The sequence below is a fragment of the Alloalcanivorax marinus genome (assembly GCF_016906305.1).
GTDB lineage: Bacteria > Pseudomonadota > Gammaproteobacteria > Pseudomonadales > Alcanivoracaceae > Alloalcanivorax > Alloalcanivorax marinus.
The window spans coordinates 33,884-58,676 of record NZ_JADDOL010000010.1 but is presented as its reverse complement, the minus strand read 5'-3'; the positions used below and the strand labels follow the sequence as shown (position 1 = coordinate 58,676).

The following is a 24,793-nucleotide window of genomic DNA, read 5'->3' as shown; positions in this document are numbered from 1 at the left end:
CACGCTCCTTTTACCGTATTTAACGGGCCTTGCGGAGCAACGCCAACCCCTTCCGGTCAAATCTTCCGGACCGCTCAAGCAAAAGGAGACGCAAATGAAGGTCAGAATTCTCGGCAAGGTGATGGTGTTGTCCTGTTCGCTGGTCGCCGGTGGTGCCTTCGCGGCGGGGCCGTACATCGGCGCCAACTACACCCAGGTGCAGTACGATAACGACCAGTACGACACCGATACCCTCAAACTGGACACGGCGGTGGTGCGTGCCGGCTTCGAGTTCAACGACTACCTCGGGGTGGAAGCCCGCGGTGGCATGGGCGTCAACGATGACTCCCAGGGCATTCTCGATTTCGATCTGGACCACATGTACGGCGCCTATCTGAAGCTGTCCGCGCCGCTGTCCGAAACGGTGCACCCCTATGTGGTCGGTGGCTATAGCAAGATGAAAGGCACCGTCAAAGCCCAGGGCACCCTGGCCGGCATTGATTATTCCGTGGACGAGGACGAGCACTACGAGGGCGAATCCTACGGTGCCGGCCTGGACTTCAATCTGACCGATACGTTCGGCGCCAACCTGGAATACATGCGCTACTACGATCAGGACGATGAGGAGATTTCCGGCATCAGCGTGGGCCTGCGGTCCGCGTTCTGACCCCGCGACCGTTCCGACCCACCGACCGCGCCGGCGTTTTCGCCGGCGCTTTTGGTTGGGCCACGGTGTTCGCCGGGCCGCTCAGGCGGCCCGCTCTTCGAGGATACGCCGCAGCCGTGGCCGCAGGGCGCTGGCCACGCCCAGGTTCTTCAAGGTCCAGTAATGACCGCCCACCACGCGCTGCACCAGCAGCGTCCTGGAGCTGGGCTGGAACTTGAGCATGTCCTCCCAGGGCGTGGCCCGGGCTTTCTTCACCACCTCCTGGTGCACCCGGGCGGTGGCGAAGTCGTAGGGGGTATCGGCGACGCCCTGCAGCAGCACCGGCACCCAGGCGTCATAGAAGCTGTCGGCGACCCGGGTATCGGCGCGCCGGGCGCCGATCTCCAGCAACGCCTGATCCAGTCTCGCCCAGTCCTGTTGCAGCGCCGCGTCGGTCAGCGTGGCCATCAACGCCACGTCTTCCTCCGGCAGCCGCTTCACGGCGCCGAAATCGTAGAACACGATGCCGCCGTCGGGGCGGAACGCGAAGTTGCCCGGGTGCGGGTCGCAGTGCACGGCGTGCAGTTGGAAGATCTGCCGGGCGAGCAGGTCGAACAGACGTTCCCCCAGCCGGTTGCGCAGGTCCTGGTCGAAGCCGTTGTCGTCATTGACCTGGTCCAGCGGGGTGCCTTCTTCCAGGCTCAGGGTCAGCACGGTGGCGCCGGACAGGGCCTCGAACACCTTCGGGATCACCACATCGGTATCGGGGCGGTGGAAATCGCGGAACAGGCGCAGATTCTCCGCCTCGCGGTGGTAATCCAGTTCCTCGTCCAGTTGCTGGCGGATCTCGCGAAACACCGCGTCCAGGGCGCGCTCGTCCACCCGCAGCAGGCTGCCCAGCTTGAGAATGCGCTTGAGGTGCTTCATGTCCGAGTCGATGGAGCTTTTCACCGCCGGGTACTGCACCTTCACCACCACCGGCTCGCCGTCCAGGGTGATGGCCCGGTGTACCTGGCCGATGGAGGCGGCGGCGAACGGGGTTTCCTGGAAGTCCGCGAAACGCTCCGTCACCGGGGCGCCCAACTCCTTCTCCAGCTGTCGCCGGATCACATGGAAGGGCATGGGTGCGGAGGCGTTCTGCAGCACCGCCAGTTGCTCACTGATTTCCCGGGGCAGCACGTCCTGCATTTGCGACGCGATCTGCCCCACCTTCATGACCGCGCCTTTCATCTGCCCGAGGGTAGCGGCGACCTCCCGGCCGATGTGGCGCATCAGTTCCTCGCGGCTGGCCTGACGGTCCTGGTCCGACTGAAACCAGCCGCGCACCTGCTGGCCGGCCACGCGGGTGGCGATGGAGGTGGTCATGCCCGTCAATTTCCAGAATCGGCCGCCGGTGGAGGCGGCCCGGTCGCGGCGTTTGGCCATGGTTTGCTCGCTGGCGATGGGAAGCCGGATCAGCCTAGCGCCGTGGCGGAAATAAAAAAAGGGACCCGATCAGGGTCCCGTCAAAGGAGAGCAGGCAGAAAAAACAGGAATCAGGCGTCCTGCTGCTTGCCGGCACTCAGTTGTTCACCGGCGCTGACCCAGCCGTCGAACAGGCGGCGGCCGCGCTCGCGCACGGACGCCACCGCGCCGGCGCCGGCCAGGATGAATTCATTGCTGTCTTCCGCGTCTTCACCGCGGACCTGCTTGCCGGTTTCGACACACTCTTCGTACAGCGCGTGGCGCTTGCGCGGCGCCTCGCTGAGCAGGGCGCGGGTGTCTTCCACCAGGCCGCGACCGGCCAGCAGCAGCCGGGACTTGCCCTCGGCCTCGTCGCCATAGGCGTCGCCGCCGGTTTCCACCCAGCGGGCGTACAGCGCTTCCGTGTTCTCACCGGCCTTGCTGTAGGCTCCCAGGCCGGCCAGGTAGAGTTTGTCGCCCCATTGGCGGGCGCGGTTCAGAAAGGTTGAGTCAGACATGCGAGTATCCTCCTTCACATCCGTCGCTTCGATGGCGGGCATAATAAGCGCCGGCTCGCCCCGGTCCGGTTGGGTTTGTCAAACAATCCGACAGCAGCGGTGTCCGCAGGCTGTGACGAGCCGCTCAGGCCCGGCGCCAAGTCGGACGTGGCGGGAACCGACGGTCGGGCCGTACACTCTTTGGGGCGCCGCGGGCGCTCCTTGGGACGCCGCGGGCGCTCCTTAGGCGCCGCGGGCGCTCCACGGGGCGCCGCTGCCGTCCAATACGAAGTTCCGAATCGAGACGTCTTTATGATCGAAAAGGTGATCGCCAAGGTGCCGAACCGCATCTGGGCGAGCGCACGTCCCGCTCGCGCCCGTCAATGGGACGCGGAATTCAACGTGGCCGCCTGGGTCCGGGTGTCCGGCCAGCCCGGTACGCTGCAGTTGGTGGTCCGCTACCTGGACGCCAGTAACCACCCCGCAGTGCTGGTGGACGCCGCCGAGGTCGGCGGCGATGGCAGCGCGCTGCTGTCCGGATTGGTACGGTTGCGTTTCACGGACAGCGTGGAACAGGTCCAGCTATCCCTGCGTCTATCGGATCCGGGCACGCGCTATGTGATCGAGGAGCTGTACATGCAGCGCCGGGGCACCGCCCTGCGTCCCCAGGACAAGCTGATTTCCAATTATTGACCGGCCACCGGTCCCCGGGGCGGACCCGGTTTTCCCCCACGGGTCCGCCCCTGTCTGGCGCCTGGCTAGCGGCCATAGCCGGCCACGGGTGCCGGCGCCTTTCCCCCCTCGCGCTCGGACGAAGCCTCCAGATTGTCGGCGGCCACGTCCTCTCCGATCTCCAGCAACGACTCCGGCCAGCTCTGAAAGTCCAGCCCGGTGAGCCTGTTGAGGTTGTCCAGTGCCGTTTCCGGGCACCGTTGTTCCAGTCTGATGATTTTGCTCATGGTCCGATCCCCCGCCGGCGCTGTTTCGCCTGAGCGACAGTCCCCAAAGCGATAATCGTGCCATCCTGGTATCGCGGAAAAGATCCTTGAAGATCAATGGCTTGAACGGGGCCCGCCGGCGTGGGGCGGCGGGCCGGGGCGTGCCTCGGCAGGATGTGACCCGCAGCGTCACCCCGGTGAGCGGTCGCCGCCGCCCACCGCTGGCCGCCGACGGGCCGGGCAGGGCGCTGCGGCCCTTGCCTTGATGGGAAAGGTATGGGTAAGGTGACGCCGGGCTGGTCATTTTGGGCCAAGGGATAATAAGTATGACGATTCTCAAAATGAGCGCGGAGGACTACACCATCTCCGCCGAATACCTGGCGTTGATGCTGGAGTTTCTTGAAAAGCGGGGCGTCAGCGAGGAGCGGGCGCTGGCCGGGCTGCCCATCGAAGCCGGGTGCTGGCGGGACCCCAAGGCGCGCCTCACCGCCGCCGTGTTCGACCGCTTCGCGCGCCGCGCCCTGGCGCTCACCGAGGAGCCCTGGATGGGCTGGGAACTGGGCGCGTCCATGACGCTGTCCTCCCACGGCTTCCTGGGCTATGCGGCGATGAGCAGCGACACCCTGGGGGATGCCATCGAGCTGGCGGTGAAGTTTTTCCGCACGCGCAGCACCATCATTCAGCTGGAAAGCTTCACCGAGGGGGAGTGGGCGGTGCTGCAGGTCAATGAAATGCTGGCACTGGGGGAACTGGCGCCGCTGGTGGTGGAGAGCCTGTTCTCCAGTTTCCACTTCATGGCCATGCAGCTGGTCCCCGATGTGGAGATTCTGGGCGAACTGCGCTTTTCCTACCCGGAGCCGGATTACTTTTCCCGGCTGCGCGGGCTGATTCCGGTGCCGGTGTACTTCGACTGCGCCAACAGCCAGATGCGCTTTCCGGTGGAGCGTCTGCAGCGCCGGCTGCGTTTCGCCGACCCGCGCCTGGCGCAGATGGCCGCCGCCCAGTGCGAGCAGGAGATGGAACAGATCAAGGCGCCGCCGGCGCTGCTGGGCCAGGTAAGGCGCATCATGCTGGCCGGCTCCGGCGGCTTCCCCGGCGTCGAGGACGTGGCCTCGGAGCTGCACATGTCGTCGCGGACCCTGAAGCGCAAGCTGCAACAGCTGGGCACCAGCTATCAGACCCTGCTGGACGACCTGCGCAAGGGGCTGGCGGTGGAATATCTGACTCAGAGCCCGCGTTCGGTGGACGAGATCGCCCTGGCCCTGGGCTATTCCGATGCCTCCAACTTCGCCCGGGCGTTCCGGCGCTGGACCGGCCGCAGCCCCTCCGACTACCGGTAGATCAGCTGAGCCAGCGCGCCGCCCAGCCCGCCGAGCAAAAGCGTCAGGGTGGCCAGAAAGCCGAGCAGGAAGCCGCGCCCGCGCTGGCGCGGTTGCTCCAGATAGGCGTTGAAATAGAGCTGACGCCCGACCACGAACAACAGGCCCAGGGCGGCGGCGGCGCGCGGTTCCAGATACCAGCCGAACAGCCACAGGCCGGGCAGAAACAGCGCCAGCTGCTCCACCGTATTGCCGTGGGCGCGCTGGCAGCGCTCGAACAGTTCATGGCCCTGGATGGCCGGCGCGCGGATCTGGTATTTGACCCGGGCGCGGCCCACCACGAAGCTGAACAGCGCGCATTGCAGCACCGCCACCGCGGTGATGATCGCGACCCATTCCATGACCTTCCCCCTTTGCAAGGTGAACAGCCCTCCCTGGTCACGAACCGGCGTTCCTTTTTTCGTCGGGTGTTTTATCGTGTAGTGTGCGTCCGGCGACGGCGCCCGGCGCCGAATGGACGCTAATTTTTGCGTATCATGTTACGGGACGCCGACGGTCTTGCCCAGCCGTGCGGCGGCGCTGTTTTTGCGGATATCTGGTGGACGATCGATCTATGGCTTCTCTGCATCCCCGTCTCGCCGCCGACACCGGCGCGCTGGGCGAAACCGACCTGTGCTGGCTGCGCTGGATGCGCGACGGCCGCTTCCCCTGGCTGATCGTGGTGCCCAAGCGGGACGGCCTGCGCGAGTGGCACCATCTGCCCGACGGCGACCAGGCGCGGCTGCTGGCCACGGTGAATCATCTGGCCGCGGAGCTGGAGCGGGTCACCGGCGCCGACAAGATCAACCTGGGCGCCCTCGGCAATCTGGTGCCGCAGCTGCACGTGCACGTGATCGCCCGTTTCGAGGGAGACGAATGCTGGCCGGGGCCGGTGTGGGGGCAGGGCACGCCGCGCCCCCTGGAGACGGCACCGGACTGGCTGGCGCGAATCCGGCTGCCGGCGGACCGGCCGTGAGGAGACCCGATTGATGGAACTGATTCCGGTGGCGGTGCAATGCCCGCACTGCTGGGAATACTTCGAGGCGCTGGTGGACCCGTCCCAGGGCGATCAGGAATACGTGGAGGACTGCCACGTGTGCTGCCAGCCACTGGTGTTCACGGTGACCTGGCCGGACCCGGAGACGCCGACCGTGTCGGCGCATCCGGAAAATCCCTGAGTCGTCGACCCGGGCGGCTTACGGAGAGGGCAGGGGAGAGTCGTCGCCGGCCAGGAAGTCGAGCATTTCCCGGTCATTCAGCAGGCGCTCGATGGAGCGGCTGAGAATCTCGTTGACCATGGCCTGGTTGCGCTCCGCGTTGGGCGTGAACGGCAGGTCGTGCTGGGTGCTGCTCTTGTAGGTGCCGGTGTGGGTGGTATCGCCGCGCCGTGCCTCGGCCTGCAGCACCAGATCCAGATTGACCCGGTTGACCACCGAGCCTTCCTCCGGCACGTAGTCCAGCTTCTCCAGGCGCACTTCCAGGGTGGTGGCGTCGCCGCCCGGGTTGAAGGCGTTATAGCCCAGGCTCTGCAGGCCGCCGCGCACCGCTTCCTCGATGGCTTCGCGCACATCGTTGGCGGGCATCACCAGTGCCGTGTCCTTATAGACGCCGCCGCGGGAGCCGAACGCCTTCTGCGACCGGGAATCCACCGCGATCACCTGCACCGGGCTGTTCTGGCCGAAGTTGGCCGGCGTGACCTGGGGTTTGGGTTCGATCTGGATCCGCTGCGGGCTGAGCGCGCAACCGGTGACCAGCAGCGCCGCGGCGACCAGGACGAGAAGCTGTTTCATGCCATTCTCCATAACAGGTGGTGGAACAGGAGCCTCAATAGGTGCGGCGCAGGGATTCCTCCGCCAAACGTTGCAGTGCTTCCTTGTAACGTGAACCGGGCACCGGCGCCAGTGCTTCCAGGGCGCGGGCGGTGTGTTCGTCGGCGCGGTCGATGGTATAGCGCAGCCCGCCGCAGTCGTGCACGATCTCGACGATTTCGCGCAGGTGGTCCAGGCCGCCGGTGCGAATGGCGTTCTTGATCAGGTCGGCGTGCTGCGGCGCACCGTGCTGGATGGCGTAGATCAGCGGCAGGGTGGGTTTGCCCTCGGCCAGGTCGTCGCCCACGTTCTTGCCCAGCGCGCTCACGTCGCCCTGGTAGTCCAGCACGTCGTCGATCAGCTGGAAGGCGATGCCCAGATGCAGGCCGAAGGTGGCGAAATCCGCGCAGCGGTCGGGTTCGGTGCGGGCGCCGAGTACCGCGCCGGTCTCCGCCGCCGCCTCGAACATCTTGGCGGTCTTATGGTGGATCACCCGCATGTAGCTGTCTTCGGTGGTGTCCGGGTCGCGGGTATTGATCAGCTGCAGCACCTCACCCTCGGAGATGGTATTGGTGCTCTGCGAGAGAATCTCCAGCAGGCGCTGGTCCTCCAGGGCCACCATCAGCTGCAGCGCGCGGGAAATCAGGAAGTCGCCCACCAGCACGCTGGCGGAGTTGCCCCACACCGCGTTCACCGTGGGCCGCCCCCGGCGCAGGCTGGATTCGTCCACCACGTCATCGTGCAACAGGGTGGCGGTATGCAAAAATTCGATCACCGCCGCCACGTCCACGTGCTGCTCCCCGGCATAGCCGGAGGCCCGGGCACTGAGCAGGCCGACCAGGGGGCGCAGCCGTTTGCCGCCGGAATCGACGATGTATTCGCCCACTTCGCGGATCAGCGGAACTTCCGTGTCCAGGTGATGGGTGATGAAGCGGTTCACCGCCTCGAAGTCGTCCGCGACGACGGAACTGATGGCCTTGAAATCCATGGAGCGCTATCCAAAAAAGGGGGCGTGAACAGCGGGCAATGCTAGCAGCGGGGCCCGGTCAGTCAAGAAAAGCCATCGCCCGTGAAGCCGCGGTAAATGGGCTTGAGCGCGGCGCCGGGTTGGCGTACACTTCGCGACCCTGTTTTTCATCATCCGCCGGGCACCGAAAGCGGCTCTCGCCCAACACAGCGAGCCCGCCCGCGAGGATCTATCCGGAGCAAGCAAGATGTACGCAGTCATCAAGACGGGTGGCAAGCAGTACCGCGTTGAAGAGGGTGATACCCTGCGCGTGGAGAAGATCGAAGTGGCCACCGGCGAGACCGTGGAATTCGATCAGGTGCTGCTGGTTGCCGACGGCGACGACGTGAAGGTGGGCCAGCCCCTGCTGGACGGCGCCAAGGTGTCCGCCGAGGTGGTTGAGCAAGGCCGCCACAAGAAGGTGAAGATCGTCAAGTTCCGTCGCCGCAAGCACTCCCGCAAGCAGCAAGGCCATCGCCAGTGGTACACGGCGGTGAAAATCACCGGGATCCAGGGCTGATCCGCAACGCAGCAAGAGGATTGAGACATGGCACATAAAAAAGCCGGTGGTAGTACTCGTAACGGCCGCGACTCCGAAAGTAAACGCCTTGGCGTGAAGCGCTTCGGCGGTCAGGAAGTCAAAGCCGGCGAGATCATCATCCGCCAGCGTGGCACCCGCTTCCATTCCGGTGTGAACACCGGCATGGGCAAGGACCACACCATCTTCGCCACCGAAGCCGGTCGCGTGAAGTTCGAGACCAAGGGCCCGCTGGGTCGCAAGTACGTGGTGATCGAGCCCGTGGCCTGATCCCTCCGGGATCACAAAAAAGCCCCGCGAGGCCCGGCCCGCGGGGCTTTTTTATGGCTCGGCGCGCTAGAATACCCATCCACCTGTTCTGAAGAGTCGCCCCATGCAATTCGTCGACGAAGCCACCATTGATGTCCGCGCCGGTAACGGCGGCCACGGCTGCCTGAGTTTCCGGCGCGAAAAGTACGTGGAATTCGGCGGCCCGGACGGCGGTGACGGCGGCGCCGGCGGGCACGTCTACGTGCTGGCCGACAGCAACCTGAACACCCTGGTGGATTACCGCTACGAGCGCAGCTACAAGGCGCGTAACGGCGAGCCCGGCAAGGGCCGGCAGATGACCGGCAAATCCGCCGAGGATATCTATCTGAAGGTGCCGGTAGGCACCACCGTGGTGGACCTGGACACCGATGAGGTGCTGGCGGACCTGACCCGCGACGGTGAGGCGGTGATGGTGGCCAAGGGCGGCCGCGGCGGCCTGGGCAACGTGCACTTCAAGAGCAGCGTCAATCAGGCGCCGCGCAAGACCACCAACGGCACCCCCGGGGAGGTCCGCCGCCTGCGCCTGGAACTCAAGGTGCTGGCGGACGTGGGCCTGCTGGGCATGCCCAACGCCGGCAAGAGCACCCTGATCCGCGCGATCTCCGCCGCCAAGCCCAAGGTGGCGGATTATCCGTTCACCACCCTGGTGCCCAATCTGGGGGTGGTGAAGGCAGACCGCTACCGCAGCTTCGTGGTGGCCGACATTCCTGGTCTGATCGAAGGGGCCGCCGAGGGCGCCGGTCTGGGGATCCGTTTCCTCAAACACCTGGCGCGCACCCGGCTGCTGCTGCACGTGGTGGACATCGCGCCGCTGGACGGCGAGCCGGCGGACCAGATCGACGCCATCGCCGATGAGCTCGATCGCTTTTCGCCGGCCCTGGCCGAGCAGGAGCGCTGGCTGGTGTTCAACAAGATCGACCTGCTGCCCGACCAGGAAGCCGCCGAGCGGGTGGACGAGATCGTCGCCGAGCTGGGCTGGCAGGGGCCGGTGTTCCGGCTGTCCGCCGCCGCCGGCGTGGGCTGCGAGGAGCTGGTGTACGCGCTGATGAACGCCATCGAGGAGCGCCGTCAGCGGGAGAAGGAAGACCCGGAGTACGCCGCCGGGCAGCGCGCCCTGCGTGAGCGCCTGGAGCAGGAAGCCCGCGAGAAGATCCAGGAGATCAAGCGCGTCAACCGGGCCGCCCGGGACAACGACGACGATGATGACGACGACGATCACGAGGTGGAGATCGTCTATGAGCGCTAGGTGGGTGATCAAGATCGGCAGCGCCCTGCTCACCAATGACGGACGCGGCTTGGATCGTGATCTGATGCAGGTGTGGGTGGACCAGATGGTGGCGCTGCGGGCCGCCGGCATCGAGCCCATCGTGGTGTCCTCCGGCGCCGTCGCCGAGGGCATGACCCGGCTGGGCTGGGCCCGCCGGCCGGAATCCATCCACCAGCAGCAGGCCGCCGCGGCGGTGGGGCAGATGGGCCTGGTGCAGGCCTGGGAGTCCTGCTTCCGCAAGCACGACCTGCACACCGCCCAGGTGCTGCTGACCCACGATGACCTGTCCGACCGCAAGCGCTACCTGAACGCGCGCAGCACCCTGCTGACCCTGCTGGGCTTCGCGGTGGTGCCGGTGGTCAACGAAAACGACACCGTGGTCACCGACGAAATCCGCTTTGGCGACAACGACACCCTGGCGGCCCTGGTGGCCAACCTGGTGGAGGCGGACCGCCTGGTGATCCTCACCGACCAGGAGGGGCTGTTCGACGCGGACCCGCGCCAGAATCCCGCCGCCACCCTGATCCGCGAGGCGCGGGCTTCCGACCCGGCCATCGCGCGAATGGCCGGCGGCGGCGGTTCCGGCCTGGGGCGTGGCGGCATGGCCACCAAGGTGCGCGCCGCCGGCCTGGCGGCGCGCTCCGGGACGATGACCACCATCGCTTCGGGCCGTCGTCCGGAGGTGCTCGCCGAGCTGCTGGCCGGCGACGCCCCCGGCACCACCCTGATGCCGGACACCTCGCCCATGAACGCCCGCAAACAGTGGCTGGCGGGGCACCTGCGCATGCGCGGCCGGCTGGTGCTGGACGCCGGCGCCGCCCGCCGTTTACGGGAAGCCGGCTCCAGTCTGCTGCCGGTGGGAGTGGTGGATGTCTTCGGGCAGTTTTCCCGGGGTGAGATGGTGGCCTGTGAGGATGAGCACGGCGAGCGTGTCGCCTGCGGGCTGATCAACTACGACGCCGCCGACGCCCGCCGGCTGTGCCGCAAGAAGAGCCACGAGATCGCCGGGGTGCTGGGTTTCATGAACGAAGAGGAGCTGATCCACCGGGACAATATGGTGGTGCTCTAGAAGGGGGGGGGCTCTGGAGCGCGACAGCGTGCCAGACGTCAGACATAAAAAAACCGGCCAGAGGCCGGTTTTTTTGAGCGCGTGCGCCGGGGGATCAGGCCGCCATGGCCTTGATCTTGGCGTTCAGGCGGCTCTTGTGGCGCGCGGCCTTGTTCGGGTGAAACTTGCCTTTGCGGGTGGCCTTGTCCAGCACCGAGGTCGCCTTCTGGAAGGCTTCCTGGGCGGCGCCTTGGTCGCCGGACGCAATGGCCGCATTTACCTTCTTGAGGTACGTACGCACCATGGAACGCATCGCGGCGTTGTGCTGACGACGCGTTTCCGCCTGACGCGCGCGTTTGCGTGCTTGCGGTGAGTTAGCCAAGGTCCTGCTCCTGTCTTGTCTCTGACCGGCCCCGAAAAGGCCGTATCAATCTGCTTGATTCGGTGAAACCGGGACGCACGAGTGCCCGTGGGCCGGTTTGAAGGTGCGCAATGATGCCGATCCGTACCTGAGAAGTCAATAATAAACCGTTTATTCAGCCGGTGTCCGGCCGGGGTCCCGGTCGTCCGCGGCCCGATTGGCGCGCCATGGCCCCGCCGCTGGCGGGCGGCCGGTGCTTTGGGTACCCTTGGCCGGTTTCACGGAGACCCGGGAATGGACGAGCAGGCGACGAAAGGTAAAAAAGGCGGTTTGCTGGCCTCCACCCTGGTGGTCAGCGCCATGACGCTGCTCTCGCGGGTGCTGGGCCTGGTCCGTGACGTGGTGCTGGCCCGCCTGCTGGGCGCTTCCGCCGGCACCGATGCCTTTTTCGTGGCCTTCCGCATTCCCAACTTTCTGCGCCGCCTGTTCGCCGAGGGCGCCTTCAACCAGGCGTTCGTGCCGGTGCTCAGCGAATACCGCACCCGCGCCCGGGACGAGGGCAGCCTGGCCGCCACCCGACAGCTGATCGACCGGGTGGCCGGCACCCTGGGCGGCACCCTGGCCCTGGTCACCCTGCTGGGCGTGCTGGGCGCGCCGCTGCTGATCTGGGTGTTCGCGCCCGGGTTCGGCGACGACCCCCATAAAAGGGCGCTGGCGGTGGAGATGCTGCGGCTGACCTTTCCGTACCTGTTCTTTATCGCCCTGACCGCCTTCGCCGGCTCCATCCTTAATACCTGGAACCGCTTCGCGGTGCCGGCGTTCACGCCGGTGCTGCTCAACCTGAGCCTGATCGGCAGCGCCCTTTATCTGGCCCCGCACTTCGCCGAAGGCCGCATGGCGGTGGCGCTGGCCTGGGGGGTGCTGATCGCCGGGATCGTCCAGTTGCTGTTCCAGCTGCCGTTTCTGGCCCGCCTGAGCCTGATGCCGGTGCCGCGCATGGCCTGGCGCGATCCGGGCGTGCGCCGCATTCTGCGGCTGATGGCGCCGGCCCTGTTCGGCGTGTCGGTGAGTCAGATCAATCTGCTGCTGGACACGGTGCTGGCTTCGCTGCTGCAGACCGGCTCGGTGACCTGGCTGTACTACTCCGACCGGCTCACGGAACTGCCGCTGGGGGTGTTCGCCATCGCCATCGGCACGGTGATTCTGCCGAGCCTGTCCGGCAAGCACGCCGGCGACGATCCGCAGGCCTTCCGCCGCACCCTGGACTGGGCCCTGCGCCTGGTGCTGCTGATCGGCGTGCCCGCCGCCCTGGCCCTGGCGGTGATCGCCGAGCCGCTGCTGGCCACCCTGTTCCGGCACGGTGAGTTCACCGCCAACGACGTGCTGCGCTCGGCGGAATCGCTGCGGGCCTACAGCGCCGGGCTGGTGGCTTTCATGTTGATCAAGGTGCTGGCGCCGGGCTATTTCGCCCGTCAGGACACCAAAACGCCGGTGAAGATCGGCGTCATCGCCATGGTCGCCAACATGGTGTTCAACCTGCTGCTGGTCTGGCCGCTGCAGCACGCCGGCCTGGCCCTGGCCACCTCACTGTCCGCCTGGCTCAATGCCGGGCTGCTGTATCTCGGGCTGCGCCGGACCGGCGTGTTCCAGCCGCTGGAGGGCTGGGGCCGTCATTGGCTGCGGCTGCTGCTGGCCGGGGCCGCCATGGCGGCGGCGATCCACTTCCTGGCCCGCTTCGCCGGGGTCTGGCTGCAAGGGGCCTTGACCGAGCGGATACTCTGGCTGGGGCTGATCGTGGTGGCCGGCATGCTGATTTATCTGCTGGTGCTGCTGATTCTTGGCCTCAGACCTCGCCACCTGCGCCGATGATTTCTATAATCGGCCCTCTTTTCTCCCGGACCGGCGGGCTGGACGCGGCCGGGAAGGCTATGAGGGCGGGATGCGACTGATTCGCGGCATTCACAATCTGAGGCCGGCGCACCGGGGCTGCGTGGCCACCATCGGCAATTTCGATGGCGTGCACCTGGGGCACCAGCGCATCCTGGCGCAGGTGATCGAAGAGGCCCGTGCCCGTGACAAGCTCGCCACGGTGATGCTGTTCGAACCCCAGCCCCAGGAGTTCTTTACCCCCGAGCAGGCCCCGGCGCGCTTGATGAGCCTGCGCGACAAGCTGATCGCGCTGCGCGACCAGGGCGTCGATCAGGTACTCTGTGCCCGTTTCACCGAGGGTTTTCGCAGCCTCACCGCCGAGGCGTTCGTGCGCGATCTGCTGGTGGCCGGGCTGGGCATCGATTATCTGGTGGTGGGCGACGACTTCCGCTTCGGCTGTGGCCGGGACGGTGACTTCGAGTACCTGGCCCGGGCCGGCGAGCGCTTCGGCTTCGCGGTCACCGACACGCCCACCTGTCAGGTGGACGGCGAGCGGGTCTCCAGCACGCGGGTACGCGCCGCCCTGGAGGCCGGGGACTTCGTGCTGGCGGAGCGGCTGCTGGGCCGCCCCTACCGCATCAGCGGGCGGGTACGCCACGGCGACAAGATCGGCCGTACCCTGGACATGCCGACCGTGAACCTGGCCCTGAAGCGGCCGGTGTCGCCGCTGCAGGGCGTGTTCGCGGTGCGCGTCAGCGGCGCCGGGCTGGAGCACCATCCCGGCGCCGCCAACCTGGGCACGCGGCCGGCGGTGAACGGCCGCGAGAACCGCCTGGAAGTGCACCTGCTGGACTACAGCGGCGACCTGTACGACGACCACCTGAGCGTGGATTTTCACCATTTCGTGCGCCCGGAAACGAACTTTGACAGCCTGGACCACCTCAAGGCCGCCATGCGGCGGGACCTGGAGCAGGTAAAAGCCTTTTTTGCACAAGACGACGGACTATGACGGACTACAAGGCGACGCTGAATCTTCCCCACACCGACTTTCCCATGAAAGCCGGTCTGGCCACCCGTGAACCGGAGCGGCTGGCGCAATGGCGCCAGCAGGATCTGTACCGGAAGATTCGCGAGACCGCCGCCGGCCGGCCCAAGTTCGTGCTCCATGATGGCCCGCCCTACGCCAATGGCTCGATCCATATCGGCCACTCCATCAACAAGGTGCTCAAGGACATGATCGTCAAGGCGCGCGGCTTCGAAGGCTTCGACGCGCCCTACGTACCGGGCTGGGACTGCCACGGCCTGCCCATCGAGCACAAGGTGGAGCAGAAGGTGGGCAAGGCCGGCCACAAGGTGGACGCGCGCACGTTCCGCGAGGAGTGCCGGGCCTACGCCGCCGAGCAGCTGGAAGGGCAGAAGCAGGACTTCATCCGCCTGGGCGTGTTCGGCGACTGGGACAACCCCTACCTGACCATGAACTTCGACACCGAGGCGAACATCATCCGCGCGCTCGGCAAGATCGTGGACAAGGGCCTGCTGACCAAGGGCTTCAAGCCGGTGCACTGGTGCCTGGACTGCGCCTCCGCCCTGGCGGAAGCGGAAGTGGAATACCAGGACAAGAAATCGCCGGCCATCGACGTGGCCTTCGCCGCCGTGGACCCGGCGGACTTCACCGCGCGCACCGGCGTCACCGCCAGCGCCCCGGCGCTGGTGATCTGGACCACCACCCCCTGGACCCTGCCCGCCAACCAGGCGGTGGCGGTGCACCCGGAGGTGGACTACGTGCTGCTCAGCGGCGAGCAGGACGGCCGCCCCCGGCAGCTGGTGGTGGCGGAAGCGCTGGCGGACACGGTCACCGAGCGCTATGGCCTGGAAAACGTGGACCGTTCGTCGCCGTTCCAGGGCCAGGTGCTGGAAAACCTGTCCCTGAATCATCCGTTCCTGGACCGCGTGGTGCCGGTGGTGCTGGGCGAGCACGTCACCGTGGACGCCGGCACTGGCTGCGTGCACACCGCGCCGGGCCACGGTGAGGACGACTTCGCGGTGGGCAAGCGCTATGGCCTGGAAGTGGACAGCCCGGTGCAGGACAACGGCGTGTTCCGCGACGATCTGCCGGTGGTCGGCGGCCTGCACGTGAACAAGGCCAACGGCCCGGTGATCGAGGCGCTCAAGGAACACGACGTGCTGATCGCCAAGCAGAGCATCACCCACAGCTACCCGCACTGCTGGCGGCACAAGACGCCGATCATCTTCCGCGCCACCGCCCAGTGGTTCATCGGCCTGGGCGAAAGCGGCCTGCTGGCCCGCGCCCGGGAGGAAGTGAAGCAGGTGACCTGGACCCCGGACTGGGGCCAGGCGCGCATGGAAGGCATGCTGCGCGACCGTCCGGACTGGTGCATTTCGCGGCAGCGTACCTGGGGCGTGCCGATCGCCCTGTTCGTGGACAAGGCCACCTCCGAACCGCACCCGGAGACCCCGCGCCTGATCGAGGAAGTCGCGCAACGGGTGGAGAAGGAAGGCATCGAGGCCTGGTTCCAGCTCGACCCGGCGGAACTGCTGGGCGACGACGCCGAACGCTACAGCAAGGTCACCGATGTGCTGGATGTGTGGTTTGATTCCGGCACCACCCATTTCTCGGTGCTGGAACAGCGCCCGGAACTGACCGTGCCGGCGGACCTTTACCTGGAAGGCTCCGACCAGCACCGGGGCTGGTTCCAGTCGTCGCTGCTCACCGGCACCGCGATCCGCGACGCCGCCCCCTACAAGGGCGTGCTCACCCACGGTTTCACCGTGGACGAGCAGGGCCGCAAGATGTCCAAGTCCCTGGGCAACGTGATCGCTCCGCAGGAAGTGTGGAACGAACTGGGCGCCGACATCCTGCGCCTGTGGATCGCCTCCACGGACTACCGTGGCGAAATGACGGTATCCAAGAACATCTTCAAGCAGGTGGCGGACAGCTACCGGCGGATCCGCAATACCGCCCGCTTCCTGCTGTCCAACCTGAACGGCTTTGATCCGGTGGCCAACGCGGTGGCGCCGGACAGCATGCTGGCCCTGGACCGCTGGGCGGTGGCCCGCGCCGCCCAGCTGCAGGACGAACTGCGCGAGCTGTACAACGGTTACCAGTTCCATCAGGTCTACCAGCGGCTGCACAATTTCTGCGCCAATGAGCTGGGCGGCTTCTATCTGGACATCATCAAGGACCGCCAGTACACCACCCGCGAGGACTCGGTGGCGCGCCGCTCCTGCCAGACCGCCCTGTACCTGATCGCCCAGGCGCTGGTGCGCTGGATGGCGCCGATCCTCAGCTTCACCGCCGAGGAAATCCACGAGCATCTGCCCGGCGACAGGGCCGACTCCGTGTTCCTGACCACCTGGTTCGACGGCCTGTTCGGCCTGCCGGCGGACGCGGACATGGATCTGGCGTTCTGGGAACGGGTGCAGGCGGTGAAGCAGGCGGTCAACAAGGCCATCGAGGAAGCGCGCAACCGCAAGGAGTTGCGCGCCAATCTGGCCGCCGACGCCACGCTTTACGTGGACGATGCGCTGCGGGAGCAACTGACCCGGCTCGGCGACGAGCTGCGCTTCGTGACCATTACCTCCACCGCCACCCTGGCGCCGCTGGCCGAGGCGCCGGCGGACCTGGAGGACAGCGCCGTGGCCGGGCTCAAGGTGAAGGTGGCGCCGTCGCCGCACACCAAATGCGCCCGTTGCTGGCACCACCGCGAGGACGTGGGCGTGGACCCGGCGCACCCGGACATCTGTGGCCGCTGCGTGACCAATGTGGAAGGCCCGGGCGAGGAGCGCGACTATGCGTGACCCCCAGGGAGGGCGTGACCCCCAGGGAGCCGGCTCCGCCGTGGCCACGGCCCGGGGCCTGCCCGGCCAGCTCAACTGGCTGTGGCTGACGGTACTGGTGATCGCGCTGGATCAGCTCACCAAGCATTGGATCGTGGCCCGTTTCGAGCTGTACGAGCGCCTGGAGATCCTGCCGGTGTTCAATCTGACCCTGGCCTACAACACCGGCGCCGCCTTCAGTTTTCTGGCCGGTGCCGGCGGCTGGCAGCGCTGGTTCTTCGCCGTGGTGGCCCTGATCGCCGCGGTGCTGATCCTGGGCTGGCTGCGCAAACTCCGCACCGAGCGCATGCAGGGCGCGGCCCTGGCGCTGATTCTTGGTGGCGCGTTGGGCAACCTCTACGACCGGGTGGTGCTCGGCCATGTGGTGGATTTTCTCGATTTCTATTGGGGAAATTATCACTTCCCGGCCTTTAATATCGCCGACAGCGCCATCACCTTGGGTGCCATACTGATCATTCTCGACATGTTGCTGGGAGGGCGTCGCGCCCATGACTGACGACCTGCGGGTCGGCCCGCAAACCCGCGTCACGCTGCATTTCTCGGTGCATCTGATGGACGGCACCGAGCTGGACAGCACCTTCGACGGCAAGCCGGCCACCTTCGCCTGGGGCGATGGGTCGCTGCTGCCGGGCTTCGAAAAGGCCATCCTGGGCCTGCGCCCGGGTGACAAGCGCAGTGTCTTTATCGACGCCGAGTCCGGTTTCGGCGAGTACAACGAGCAGAATGTGCAGCATTTCAAGCGGGCTACCTTCGCCGCCGAGGAGCTGGAGCCGGGCACGGTGATGAACTTCGCCGACGCCGCCGGCGCCGAGCTGCCCGGCGTGGTCACCGGCCTGGATCAGGACTGGGTGACGGTGGATTTCAATCACCCCCTGGCCGGCCGCGAGCTCACCTTTCAGGTGGAAATCGTGGCCGTTGAGCACGACGCCCCCGAACAGGCGGTGAAATTCAGTTCATAGTCGCTCCGCTTGGCTTCCCGCCGGCGGATCGGAGACAATGTGGGCATCGCTGCTCCCTGTCCCGGCAAGCGCTAAACGTCTCCCAATCAGGCCGTTTCTATGGAAATCCGTCTCGCCAATCCCCGCGGCTTCTGCGCCGGCGTGGACCGTGCCATCGAAATCGTCAACCGCGCCCTGGACGTGTTCGGGCCGCCGGTGCACGTGCGCCATGAGGTGGTGCACAACCGCTATGTGGTGGATGGCCTGCGCGAACGCGGCGCGGTGTTCGTGGAGGAACTCCACGAAGTGCCCGATGACGCCATCGTGATTTTCAGCGCCCACGGGGTCTCCAAGGCGGTGCAGGACGAGGCCGAACGCCGCGGCCTGCGGGTGTTCGACGCCACCTGTCCGCTGGTTACCAAGGTGCATATGGAGGTGATCCGCTACGCGCGCGAGGGGCGCGAAGCGATCCTGATCGGCCACGAGGGCCACCCGGAAGTGGAAGGCACCATGGGCCAGTACGACACCTCCCGGGGCGGCCGCATGTACCTTGTCGAGGACGAAAAGGATGTGGCCGACCTGGCCGTGACCGACCCGGACAATCTGGCGTTCGTCACCCAGACCACCCTCAGCGTGGACGACACCGCCCGCATCATCGATGCCCTGCGCGCGCGTTTCCCCAATATTCTCGGGCCCAAGCGCGAGGACATCTGCTACGCCACCACCAACCGGCAGGACGCGGTGCGCCAGCTGGCGCTGGAGTGCGACCTGGTGCTGGTGGTGGGGTCGGTGAACAGCTCCAACTCCAACCGCCTGCGCGAACTGGCCGAGCGCTGCGGCACCCAGGCCCATCTGCTGGACGATCCCACCATGATCGATCCCGCCTGGCTGGACGGAAAACGGTCCGTGGGCGTTACCGCGGGGGCCAGTGCTCCGGAAGAACTGGTTCATCAGGTCGTCGCCCGTCTGCGTGATCTGGGCGGCCAGGAGGCCCATGAAATCCCCGGCCGTGAGGAAAATATCCGCTTTTCCATGCCCCGCGCCCTGCGAGGCTGAGGCCCCCGGGGCGTCCCACCCTCGGGGAAATCCGCCCCAAACCATGAACTGGATCACCTTACGCTCACGGTTTCCGCCGCTCGGAGCGGTGAACGCACCGCTCGTCCAAGTCCCGTTGCCCGCGGTTTTACAATTGATACAGTGTCATCACCATAATGCGGGAACGGAGTGTCGGGGTGATCGACCTACCTGAACAGCGGGGCTTCACCATCATCGAACTGATGCTGGCGATCGGTCTGGCGGCGGTGCTGCTGGCCATCGCGGTGCCGTCGTTTCAGTCGGTCACCGCCAATAACGCTCTGCGATCCAGTGCCGCTGACCTGGTCACCGCCATCAACACCGCCCGCGCCCAGGCCGTGAACCGGCGCAAGCCGGTGGTGCTGCGTCATCTGGGCAGTTCCTGGAACGACGGCTGGGAAGTGTTCTACGACGGCGACGATAGCGAAGGCGATCAGCGTTTCCTGCCCGCCGGCACGGTCACCGTGACCTCGGCGGACGACGAGATCGAATTCCTGCCCTCCGGCCTGATCGCCTCGGAAGTGGAATTTGAAGTCTGTGATGATCGCAGCGGGGAAAGTGGCCGGCGCATCCGGGTCGGCCGCTTCGGCGTGATCGACAATGCGGTGATCACCTGTGGGTAAGCAAGGAGGTCCAGGGGGAATGGACAGTGGTATGCGATACCAAACCGGGGTGGGCATGGTGGAAATCCTGGTTGCCTTGCTGGTGCTCGCCATCGGCGTGCTGGGCTACGCGGGGCTGCAGTTGAGCGCCCTGAAAGGCGCGGAAACCGCCCAGACCCGCTCCCAGGCCACCGCCCTGGCCCGCGACGCCCTGGAGCGGGTGCTGGCCAACGGCGCCGCCCGCGACACCTACATGGACCCGGATCAATGGAGCGGCGATACCGCCGCCTTCGGTGACGCGCCGCCCTCTGATTGCTTCGACGCGGCCTGCGACAGCGACGACATGGCGTCCTGGGACATCGAACAATTGGAGTGGCAGGCGGGGGTGCTGCTGCCCGCCGGTCGTATCCGCATGCAACCCTGTGCCGCCGCCTCCGGCCCCACCCAATGCGTGGTGGTGGCCTGGCGCGAACAGGACATTGGCGAGTGCGTGCGCAACGGTGAGGTCAACGCCGATGAAGGCAGCCAGTGCGTGGTGATGGAGGTGGCGCGATGAAAGCGCAAGGGAAACGCCAGGGGATGCACGGCTTCAGCCTGATCGAATTGATGGTGGCCATGGTGCTCGGCCTGCTGATCACCGCCGCCGCCGTGTCCCTGTTCTCCACCAACCAGCGCACCTTCGCCTTGCAGCAGGCGATGAGCGAGGCCCAGGAACAGGGTCAGCTGGCCATGCGCTTTATCAGCCAGGACCTGAAGCTGACCGGCTATATGAGCGATCAGGTGGCGGCCACCGAACTGGCCGGCATCGTCACCAGCGCCTTCGACAATATGCCGGTGGCGGCGGAAGGCGGTGCCGGCAGCGATCGGCTCACCATCAGTTACCACGGCGATGCGGACTGCACCGGCAAGACCCTGACGCCGACGGCGATCACCGAGATCATCAACAGCTACTGGGTGGACGATGACGGCAACCTGAAATGCCGGGGCAATCTGGCCGCCGACGACGTGATCCTGCTGCAGGGCGTGCGCAGCTTTCAGGTGCTCTACGGCATCGACCAGACGGTGGACAGTGTGGCGTTCCCCGCCCGTTACGTCACCGCCGACGACATCGGTACCTCGCCGGTGGTGGCGGTGAAGGTGGCGATGCTGCTGGAAAAACCCCTGAACAGCATGGACGGCACCGAGCAGGAACAGACCTTCTACCTGCTTGACCACGAGGAAACGGTGGAGGCCGGTCGCACGCTGCGCCGCCAGTTCCAGACCACCGTGGCGATCCGCAACTACCGCTGGAATGAGATATGAAATACCTGGATACCGCCCGCCGCCAGCGCGGCGTGGCGCTGCTGGTGGCGCTGATGATCCTGGTGATCGTGTCCCTGATGGGCATCACCGCCATGAAGACCAGCATGTTCAGCTCCAAGATTTCCACCGGCACCCAGGTGGACGCCATGTCCTTCGAGGGCGCGGAATCCGCCGTGGAAGACGCCTTCGGTTATCTGTACACCATGAGCAGCGCGGAGTTGCAGCCGTTTTTGAATGGGCAGGTGATGCAGCGTTGTCTGACCGCCTCCGGCGTCAGCCTCTCGGCGTGCCAGAACAACGATCGCATGGATTCCCGAGGGCTGGTTCAGGCCGGTTCCCGCACCCGGCAAAAAGGCATGCAGCCGGTGTCCGGCGGGCAGGTCAGCATGACCGGTTCCGGTAGCATGATCGTCGACTATACCTTCGAAATCATGGGCGACTCGGAAATCGAACAGTTCGAGGTGGATGACCACCATCTTCAGCAGGCGCTGAAGCGCGGCATGGTGGCGTCCTCGGACTTCAACAACATTGGTCAGGAATGATCGGGGGGAGCATGAACAGAATCGTGGCCTTCTTGTGTTTGTTCGGTGCCGTCCTGATGGCGCCCACCTGCCTCTACGCGGATGACACGGAAATCTATTTCGCCCAGGCCGACGCCAGCAACGAGTCCAACGAACAGACCGCCAATGTGCTGTTCCTGATCGATACCTCCGGGAGTATGTGCGACCGGCCCCGGGGCAGCCGGGATTGTTCCCGATCCGATACCAAGATGTATCAGTTGAAGCAGGCGTTTACCCAGGTGGTGGACGGCCTCAGCGACGGCGTGCGTATCGGTGTCGGCAAGTTCAACGGCGGCTACGACAGCAATGGCTACGGCGGCTATGTCTTCTATCCGGTCAGTGATATGGATACCACGGCGCGGCAGGAAGTGAAGAACCTGGTCAACGGACTGCAGGGCACGTCCAATACGCCCACCATGGAGGCGTACTCGGAAATGGCCCGCTACATGATGGGCCTTTCCCCGTCCGATTACGCCAAGCGCGGAGAAGCGTTGCAGAATGATCCCCGTCGCTCCGTGAATATCACCTGTTACGGCAATCAGTGCTACACCGCCTCGCAGTACAGCTCGCCCATGAACATGGACAACCAGTGCGAGACCAACCACATCATCGTGATGACCGACGGGGACCCCACCCAGGATTCCGATTACTCCAGCGTGCGCAACCTGGCGGGTGGCTGGTGCAACGGCTCCTACTCCTGCCAGGCGGATCTGGCCCGCTGGTTGATGGACGATGACCGCAACAGCAAGGGCCGGTCGGTGCGTACCTGGCAGGTGGCGTTCGGCGTGGGCGCCGGCTCAAGCCAGGTCACCAATATGAATAACGTGGCCAGTAATGGCGGCACCGACACCGTGCGCCTGGCGGACAACGCCGACGAACTGGCCGCTGAGTTCAACGACATTCTCAATCTGATCGCCGAGGATTCCCAGACCATTACTTCCCCGGGCGTATCGGTGAACCAGAACAACCGGCTGGAGCACCTGGACCAGCTCTACTACGCCATGTTCAAGCCGGAGAAGACCTCGGTCTGGCCCGGCAACCTGAAGCGTTACCGGCTGGACGATGGCAAGGTGGTGGACGCCAACGGCAACCGGGCGGTGGATTCGGATACCGGTTATTTCCGTGAGACCTCGAAAAGCTACTGGACCGACGGCGAGCCGGATGGCCCGGATGTGCGCAAGGGCGGTGCCCGGGCGGAGCTTTCCGGCCGCAAGCTGGTAATCGGCAACGTGAACGGCAACGGCTCCTACACCCTGGACGAAGATCGCCTCGAGGATATGGACGAAAGCGATTTCGGCATTCCCGATCACGGCGCGGTGCCGGCTTACGACACCAAGGAAGAGGTCTATGCCGCGCTGCTGACCCTGTGGGCGGACCCCATGCACAGCGTGCCGCTGCTGGTGAACTACGAGGTGGACAGCGACGGCACCGATGCCGACGACCAGACCAATTATGTGTTCGTCTCCACCAACGGCGGCATGCTGCACGCCATTGATACCGACAATGGTGACGAGAAGTTCGCCTTCATGCCGGACGAGATGCTCAAGCAGGCCTATGACCTGGTGCGCTCGCCGCCGCTCAGTGAGGACAATATCCGCAGCCTGTACGGGATGGATGGCAGTTGGGTGGCCTACCGTACCGCCAAGAGCAACGGTGATGCCGACGATGTGTATATCTACGGCGGCATGCGCCGGGGCGGCAGCAATTACTATGCCCTGGACGTCTCCGACATCGATAACCCCAGATTGGAATGGCGTATCCGCGGCGGTTGGATGGCCGACAGCGACGACGCCGACCCGGACAGCGGCTTCGCCCGGCTGGGGCAGAGCTGGTCCACGCCGACCCTGACCCGGGTGAAGGTGGGCGATACCATCAAACCGGTGCTGGTATTCGGTGGCGGCTACAGCCCGGACGACCACGACACCGCCGGCAGCCGCGCCAACAAGGATGATCTGGGCAATGCCGTGTACATGGTGGATGCCATGAACGGGGACCTGCTGTGGTCGGTGGGCTCGGACAACGCCACCCACCAGGTGTCGGACATGAAGTGGGGCGTGCCCGGGGGTATCGCGGTGGTGGACCTGAACCTGGACGGGCTGGCCGACTTCCTCTATTTCGGTGACCTGGGCGGCCAGCTGTTCCGCATCAATCTGGACAACACCGGCGACAGCGACTCGGATCTGGTGGAGGGCGTGGTGCGGCTCGCCAGCCTGGGTGGGACCGGCGCCCAGGATCACCGTCGCTTCTACGAGGCCCCGGCGGTGGGCTACCAGCGCAGCGGCCTGAGCGAAACGCTCTATGTGGCCATCGGGTCCGGCTACCGGGCCCACCCTCTGGACGAAAACACCGACGAAGGCTTCTTCCTGGTCGCCGACCATAATTTCCGCGGCACCAGCCAGCCCGCCAATGTGGTCACGCTCAGTGACCTGCCCAATGTGGCCGGCACCAGCCCGCCCACCCTGGACGGCTCCGGCGATGGCTGGCGGGTAGCGTTCCGCCGGTCCGGCGAAAAGGTCATGTCGTCACCGACCATTTTCCAGGGCAGTGTCATGTTCACCACCTACAAACCCTCGGATGTGGATCAGGACGCGGATCCCTGCGTGGTCCGCTACGGCAACGCCTACGCTTACCGGGCGGATCTGCTCACCGGCGAGGCGCGCTCGTTCACCAACGATGGCGACGTCTCCGGTGGTGACGGCGATGGCGGTAGCTGGGATGGCGAGGAACTGGATTCCTCCACCATTCCGCCCAGCATCATTCCCATTTTCGAAGGAAGTGGCGGTGGCGGTGGCGGTGACGGCAGTGGCCCCGGCGATGGCGAGGTTCAGTTCTGCACCGGTCTGGAGTGCCCTGGCGGCGTCGACCTGCAGTACGCCATGTTCCGCAAGCAGCGCTGGTACCCGATGAAGAAGAACGACGCCAACGAATACTTCCCGCCGGCTCAGGAGACGGAACAATGACACAGGCCGCCGCACGCAGCCGGGGTTTCACGCTGATCGAGCTGATGATCGTGGTGGTGATCGTGGCGATTCTGGCTGCCATCGCCTACCCCTCGTACACCAACCAGGTGCGCGAAACCCGACGCTCCGAGTACCAGGGCAAGCTGATGGATCTGGCCGCGTCCCTGGAGAGTTACCGGGCGCGCCGTTTTTCCTACAAGGACGCCGGCGGCGCCCTGGGCAGCCTGGCGCCGGATCTGGCCAATAACGACTACTACACCGTGGTCGTCAACGTGACCGACAACAACCAGCGCTACAACGTGGTGGCCACGCCGAAGGGGCCGCAGAGCGGAGACGGCCAGCTGAGGCTGGACAGCGAGGGGCGTACCTGCTTCAGCAAGGGCAGTACCTGTACGCTGGGCTCCTCGCCGGCCTGGGGAAAACGCTGACCGG

The 24,793-nt window shown here is 65.9% G+C and carries 28 protein-coding genes; 21 read left to right on the top strand and 7 right to left on the bottom strand.

What is annotated here, in order from left to right; all coding sequences use genetic code 11:
* Positions 1-94 precede the first annotated feature (94 nt).
* A complete protein-coding gene (locus IM760_RS10375) occupies positions 95-646 on the top strand; it encodes a porin family protein (RefSeq protein WP_204428956.1) in 552 nt (183 codons plus the stop codon).
* An 81-nt stretch (positions 647-727) separates the two neighbouring features.
* Here the strand turns inward: IM760_RS10375 and IM760_RS10370 are convergent, their stop codons facing one another.
* Both IM760_RS10370 and IM760_RS10365 read right to left on the bottom strand, forming a co-directional pair.
* Positions 728-2,050 carry an ABC1 kinase family protein gene (locus IM760_RS10370; protein ID WP_204428955.1) on the bottom strand — a complete coding sequence of 441 codons (1,323 nt, stop codon included), beginning with the start codon at positions 2,048-2,050 and terminating at the stop codon, positions 728-730.
* Between the two features lie 110 nt (positions 2,051-2,160).
* On the bottom strand, positions 2,161-2,586 hold the full coding sequence (locus IM760_RS10365) for a hypothetical protein (RefSeq protein ID WP_204428954.1): 426 nt from the start codon (positions 2,584-2,586) through the stop codon (positions 2,161-2,163).
* Positions 2,587-2,877: 291 nt separating this feature from the next.
* Here IM760_RS10365 and IM760_RS10360 point away from each other — a divergent pair, with 291 nt between their 5' ends.
* The gene (locus IM760_RS10360; protein ID WP_204428952.1) at positions 2,878-3,258 is read left to right on the top strand and encodes a hypothetical protein; all 381 of its coding nucleotides are present in this window, start codon (positions 2,878-2,880) and stop codon (positions 3,256-3,258) included.
* Positions 3,259-3,323: 65 nt separating this feature from the next.
* Here the strand turns inward: IM760_RS10360 and IM760_RS10355 are convergent, their stop codons facing one another.
* Positions 3,324-3,524: a hypothetical protein gene (locus tag IM760_RS10355; RefSeq protein ID WP_204429077.1), complete on the bottom strand. Its 201-nt coding sequence runs from the start codon at positions 3,522-3,524 to the stop codon at positions 3,324-3,326.
* Positions 3,525-3,829: 305 nt separating this feature from the next.
* Between IM760_RS10355 and IM760_RS10350 the strand changes: the two genes are divergently transcribed.
* Positions 3,830-4,843 carry an AraC family transcriptional regulator gene (locus IM760_RS10350; protein ID WP_204428950.1) on the top strand — a complete coding sequence of 338 codons (1,014 nt, stop codon included), beginning with the start codon at positions 3,830-3,832 and terminating at the stop codon, positions 4,841-4,843.
* Here the strand turns inward: IM760_RS10350 and IM760_RS10345 are convergent.
* A complete protein-coding gene (locus tag IM760_RS10345) occupies positions 4,834-5,223 on the bottom strand; it encodes an MAPEG family protein (RefSeq protein WP_204428948.1) in 390 nt (129 codons plus the stop codon). The genes IM760_RS10350 and IM760_RS10345 overlap by 10 nt on opposite strands.
* Before the next feature lie 212 nt (positions 5,224-5,435).
* On the opposite strand from IM760_RS10345, the gene IM760_RS10340 reads away from it, so the two are divergent.
* Both IM760_RS10340 and IM760_RS10335 read left to right on the top strand, forming a co-directional pair.
* Positions 5,436-5,837, top strand: coding sequence for an HIT domain-containing protein (locus IM760_RS10340; RefSeq protein ID WP_204428946.1), 402 nt, complete (start codon positions 5,436-5,438; stop codon positions 5,835-5,837).
* Between the two features lie 13 nt (positions 5,838-5,850).
* The gene (locus IM760_RS10335) at positions 5,851-6,039 is read left to right on the top strand and encodes a CPXCG motif-containing cysteine-rich protein (RefSeq protein ID WP_204428944.1); all 189 of its coding nucleotides are present in this window, start codon (positions 5,851-5,853) and stop codon (positions 6,037-6,039) included.
* A gap of 18 nt (positions 6,040-6,057) precedes the next feature.
* Here the strand turns inward: IM760_RS10335 and IM760_RS10330 are convergent, their stop codons facing one another.
* Both IM760_RS10330 and IM760_RS10325 read right to left on the bottom strand, forming a co-directional pair.
* Positions 6,058-6,651 (bottom strand): YajG family lipoprotein, encoded by a 594-nt coding sequence (locus IM760_RS10330; protein ID WP_204428943.1) that lies wholly within the window; start codon positions 6,649-6,651, stop codon positions 6,058-6,060.
* 34 nt (positions 6,652-6,685) lie between these two features.
* Complete coding sequence (locus IM760_RS10325) at positions 6,686-7,657, bottom strand: polyprenyl synthetase family protein (RefSeq protein ID WP_204428942.1); 972 nt, start codon at positions 7,655-7,657, stop codon at positions 6,686-6,688.
* A gap of 226 nt (positions 7,658-7,883) precedes the next feature.
* Between IM760_RS10325 and rplU the strand changes: the two genes are divergently transcribed.
* The 4 genes from rplU to proB all read left to right on the top strand — a co-directional run bounded on the left by rplU (position 7,884) and on the right by proB (position 10,858).
* Complete coding sequence (gene rplU, locus IM760_RS10320; RefSeq protein WP_203105718.1) at positions 7,884-8,195, top strand: 50S ribosomal protein L21; 312 nt, start codon at positions 7,884-7,886, stop codon at positions 8,193-8,195.
* A 27-nt stretch (positions 8,196-8,222) separates the two neighbouring features.
* Positions 8,223-8,483, top strand: a complete 261-nt coding sequence (gene rpmA / locus IM760_RS10315; protein WP_203105717.1) for a 50S ribosomal protein L27 — start codon at positions 8,223-8,225, stop codon at positions 8,481-8,483.
* Between the two features lie 103 nt (positions 8,484-8,586).
* The gene (cgtA, locus tag IM760_RS10310) at positions 8,587-9,768 is read left to right on the top strand and encodes an Obg family GTPase CgtA (protein WP_204428941.1); all 1,182 of its coding nucleotides are present in this window, start codon (positions 8,587-8,589) and stop codon (positions 9,766-9,768) included.
* Positions 9,758-10,858, top strand: a complete 1,101-nt coding sequence (gene proB / locus IM760_RS10305; RefSeq protein WP_239549746.1) for a glutamate 5-kinase — start codon at positions 9,758-9,760, stop codon at positions 10,856-10,858. The genes cgtA and proB overlap by 11 nt, the downstream gene beginning before the upstream one ends.
* Positions 10,859-10,952: 94 nt before the next feature.
* On the opposite strand, the gene rpsT is transcribed toward proB, so the two are convergent.
* Complete coding sequence (rpsT, locus tag IM760_RS10300; RefSeq protein WP_138770834.1) at positions 10,953-11,219, bottom strand: 30S ribosomal protein S20; 267 nt, start codon at positions 11,217-11,219, stop codon at positions 10,953-10,955.
* A 273-nt stretch (positions 11,220-11,492) separates the two neighbouring features.
* On the opposite strand from rpsT, the gene murJ reads away from it, so the two are divergent.
* From murJ to IM760_RS10240, 12 genes are all read left to right on the top strand, one after another.
* Positions 11,493-13,067, top strand: coding sequence for a murein biosynthesis integral membrane protein MurJ (gene murJ, locus IM760_RS10295; RefSeq protein ID WP_204428940.1), 1,575 nt, complete (start codon positions 11,493-11,495; stop codon positions 13,065-13,067).
* Positions 13,068-13,137: 70 nt separating this feature from the next.
* Positions 13,138-14,076 carry a bifunctional riboflavin kinase/FAD synthetase gene (ribF, locus tag IM760_RS10290; protein WP_204428939.1) on the top strand — a complete coding sequence of 313 codons (939 nt, stop codon included), beginning with the start codon at positions 13,138-13,140 and terminating at the stop codon, positions 14,074-14,076.
* Positions 14,073-16,886 (top strand): isoleucine--tRNA ligase, encoded by a 2,814-nt coding sequence (gene ileS, locus IM760_RS10285; protein WP_204428938.1) that lies wholly within the window; start codon positions 14,073-14,075, stop codon positions 16,884-16,886. The genes ribF and ileS overlap by 4 nt, the downstream gene beginning before the upstream one ends.
* Positions 16,879-17,421, top strand: a complete 543-nt coding sequence (gene lspA, locus IM760_RS10280) for a signal peptidase II (RefSeq protein ID WP_204428930.1) — start codon at positions 16,879-16,881, stop codon at positions 17,419-17,421. The genes ileS and lspA overlap by 8 nt, the downstream gene beginning before the upstream one ends.
* Positions 17,414-17,884 carry an FKBP-type peptidyl-prolyl cis-trans isomerase gene (locus IM760_RS10275; RefSeq protein ID WP_204428929.1) on the top strand — a complete coding sequence of 157 codons (471 nt, stop codon included), beginning with the start codon at positions 17,414-17,416 and terminating at the stop codon, positions 17,882-17,884. Before lspA ends, IM760_RS10275 begins: the two co-directional genes overlap by 8 nt.
* A gap of 99 nt (positions 17,885-17,983) precedes the next feature.
* A complete protein-coding gene (gene ispH, locus IM760_RS10270; protein ID WP_204428928.1) occupies positions 17,984-18,919 on the top strand; it encodes a 4-hydroxy-3-methylbut-2-enyl diphosphate reductase in 936 nt (311 codons plus the stop codon).
* Between the two features lie 176 nt (positions 18,920-19,095).
* A complete protein-coding gene (locus IM760_RS10265) occupies positions 19,096-19,560 on the top strand; it encodes a GspH/FimT family pseudopilin (RefSeq protein WP_338021392.1) in 465 nt (154 codons plus the stop codon).
* 31 nt (positions 19,561-19,591) lie between these two features.
* A complete protein-coding gene (gene pilV, locus IM760_RS10260; RefSeq protein ID WP_239549745.1) occupies positions 19,592-20,095 on the top strand; it encodes a type IV pilus modification protein PilV in 504 nt (167 codons plus the stop codon).
* Positions 20,092-20,841, top strand: coding sequence for a PilW family protein (locus tag IM760_RS10255; RefSeq protein ID WP_204429073.1), 750 nt, complete (start codon positions 20,092-20,094; stop codon positions 20,839-20,841). The genes pilV and IM760_RS10255 overlap by 4 nt, the downstream gene beginning before the upstream one ends.
* Complete coding sequence (locus IM760_RS10250; RefSeq protein ID WP_204428915.1) at positions 20,838-21,383, top strand: pilus assembly PilX family protein; 546 nt, start codon at positions 20,838-20,840, stop codon at positions 21,381-21,383. The genes IM760_RS10255 and IM760_RS10250 overlap by 4 nt, the downstream gene beginning before the upstream one ends.
* An 11-nt stretch (positions 21,384-21,394) precedes the next feature.
* The gene (locus IM760_RS10245; protein WP_204428913.1) at positions 21,395-24,361 is read left to right on the top strand and encodes a pilus assembly protein; all 2,967 of its coding nucleotides are present in this window, start codon (positions 21,395-21,397) and stop codon (positions 24,359-24,361) included.
* Positions 24,358-24,789, top strand: a complete 432-nt coding sequence (locus tag IM760_RS10240) for a type IV pilin protein (RefSeq protein ID WP_204428912.1) — start codon at positions 24,358-24,360, stop codon at positions 24,787-24,789. The genes IM760_RS10245 and IM760_RS10240 overlap by 4 nt, the downstream gene beginning before the upstream one ends.
* Positions 24,790-24,793: the final 4 nt, after the last annotated feature.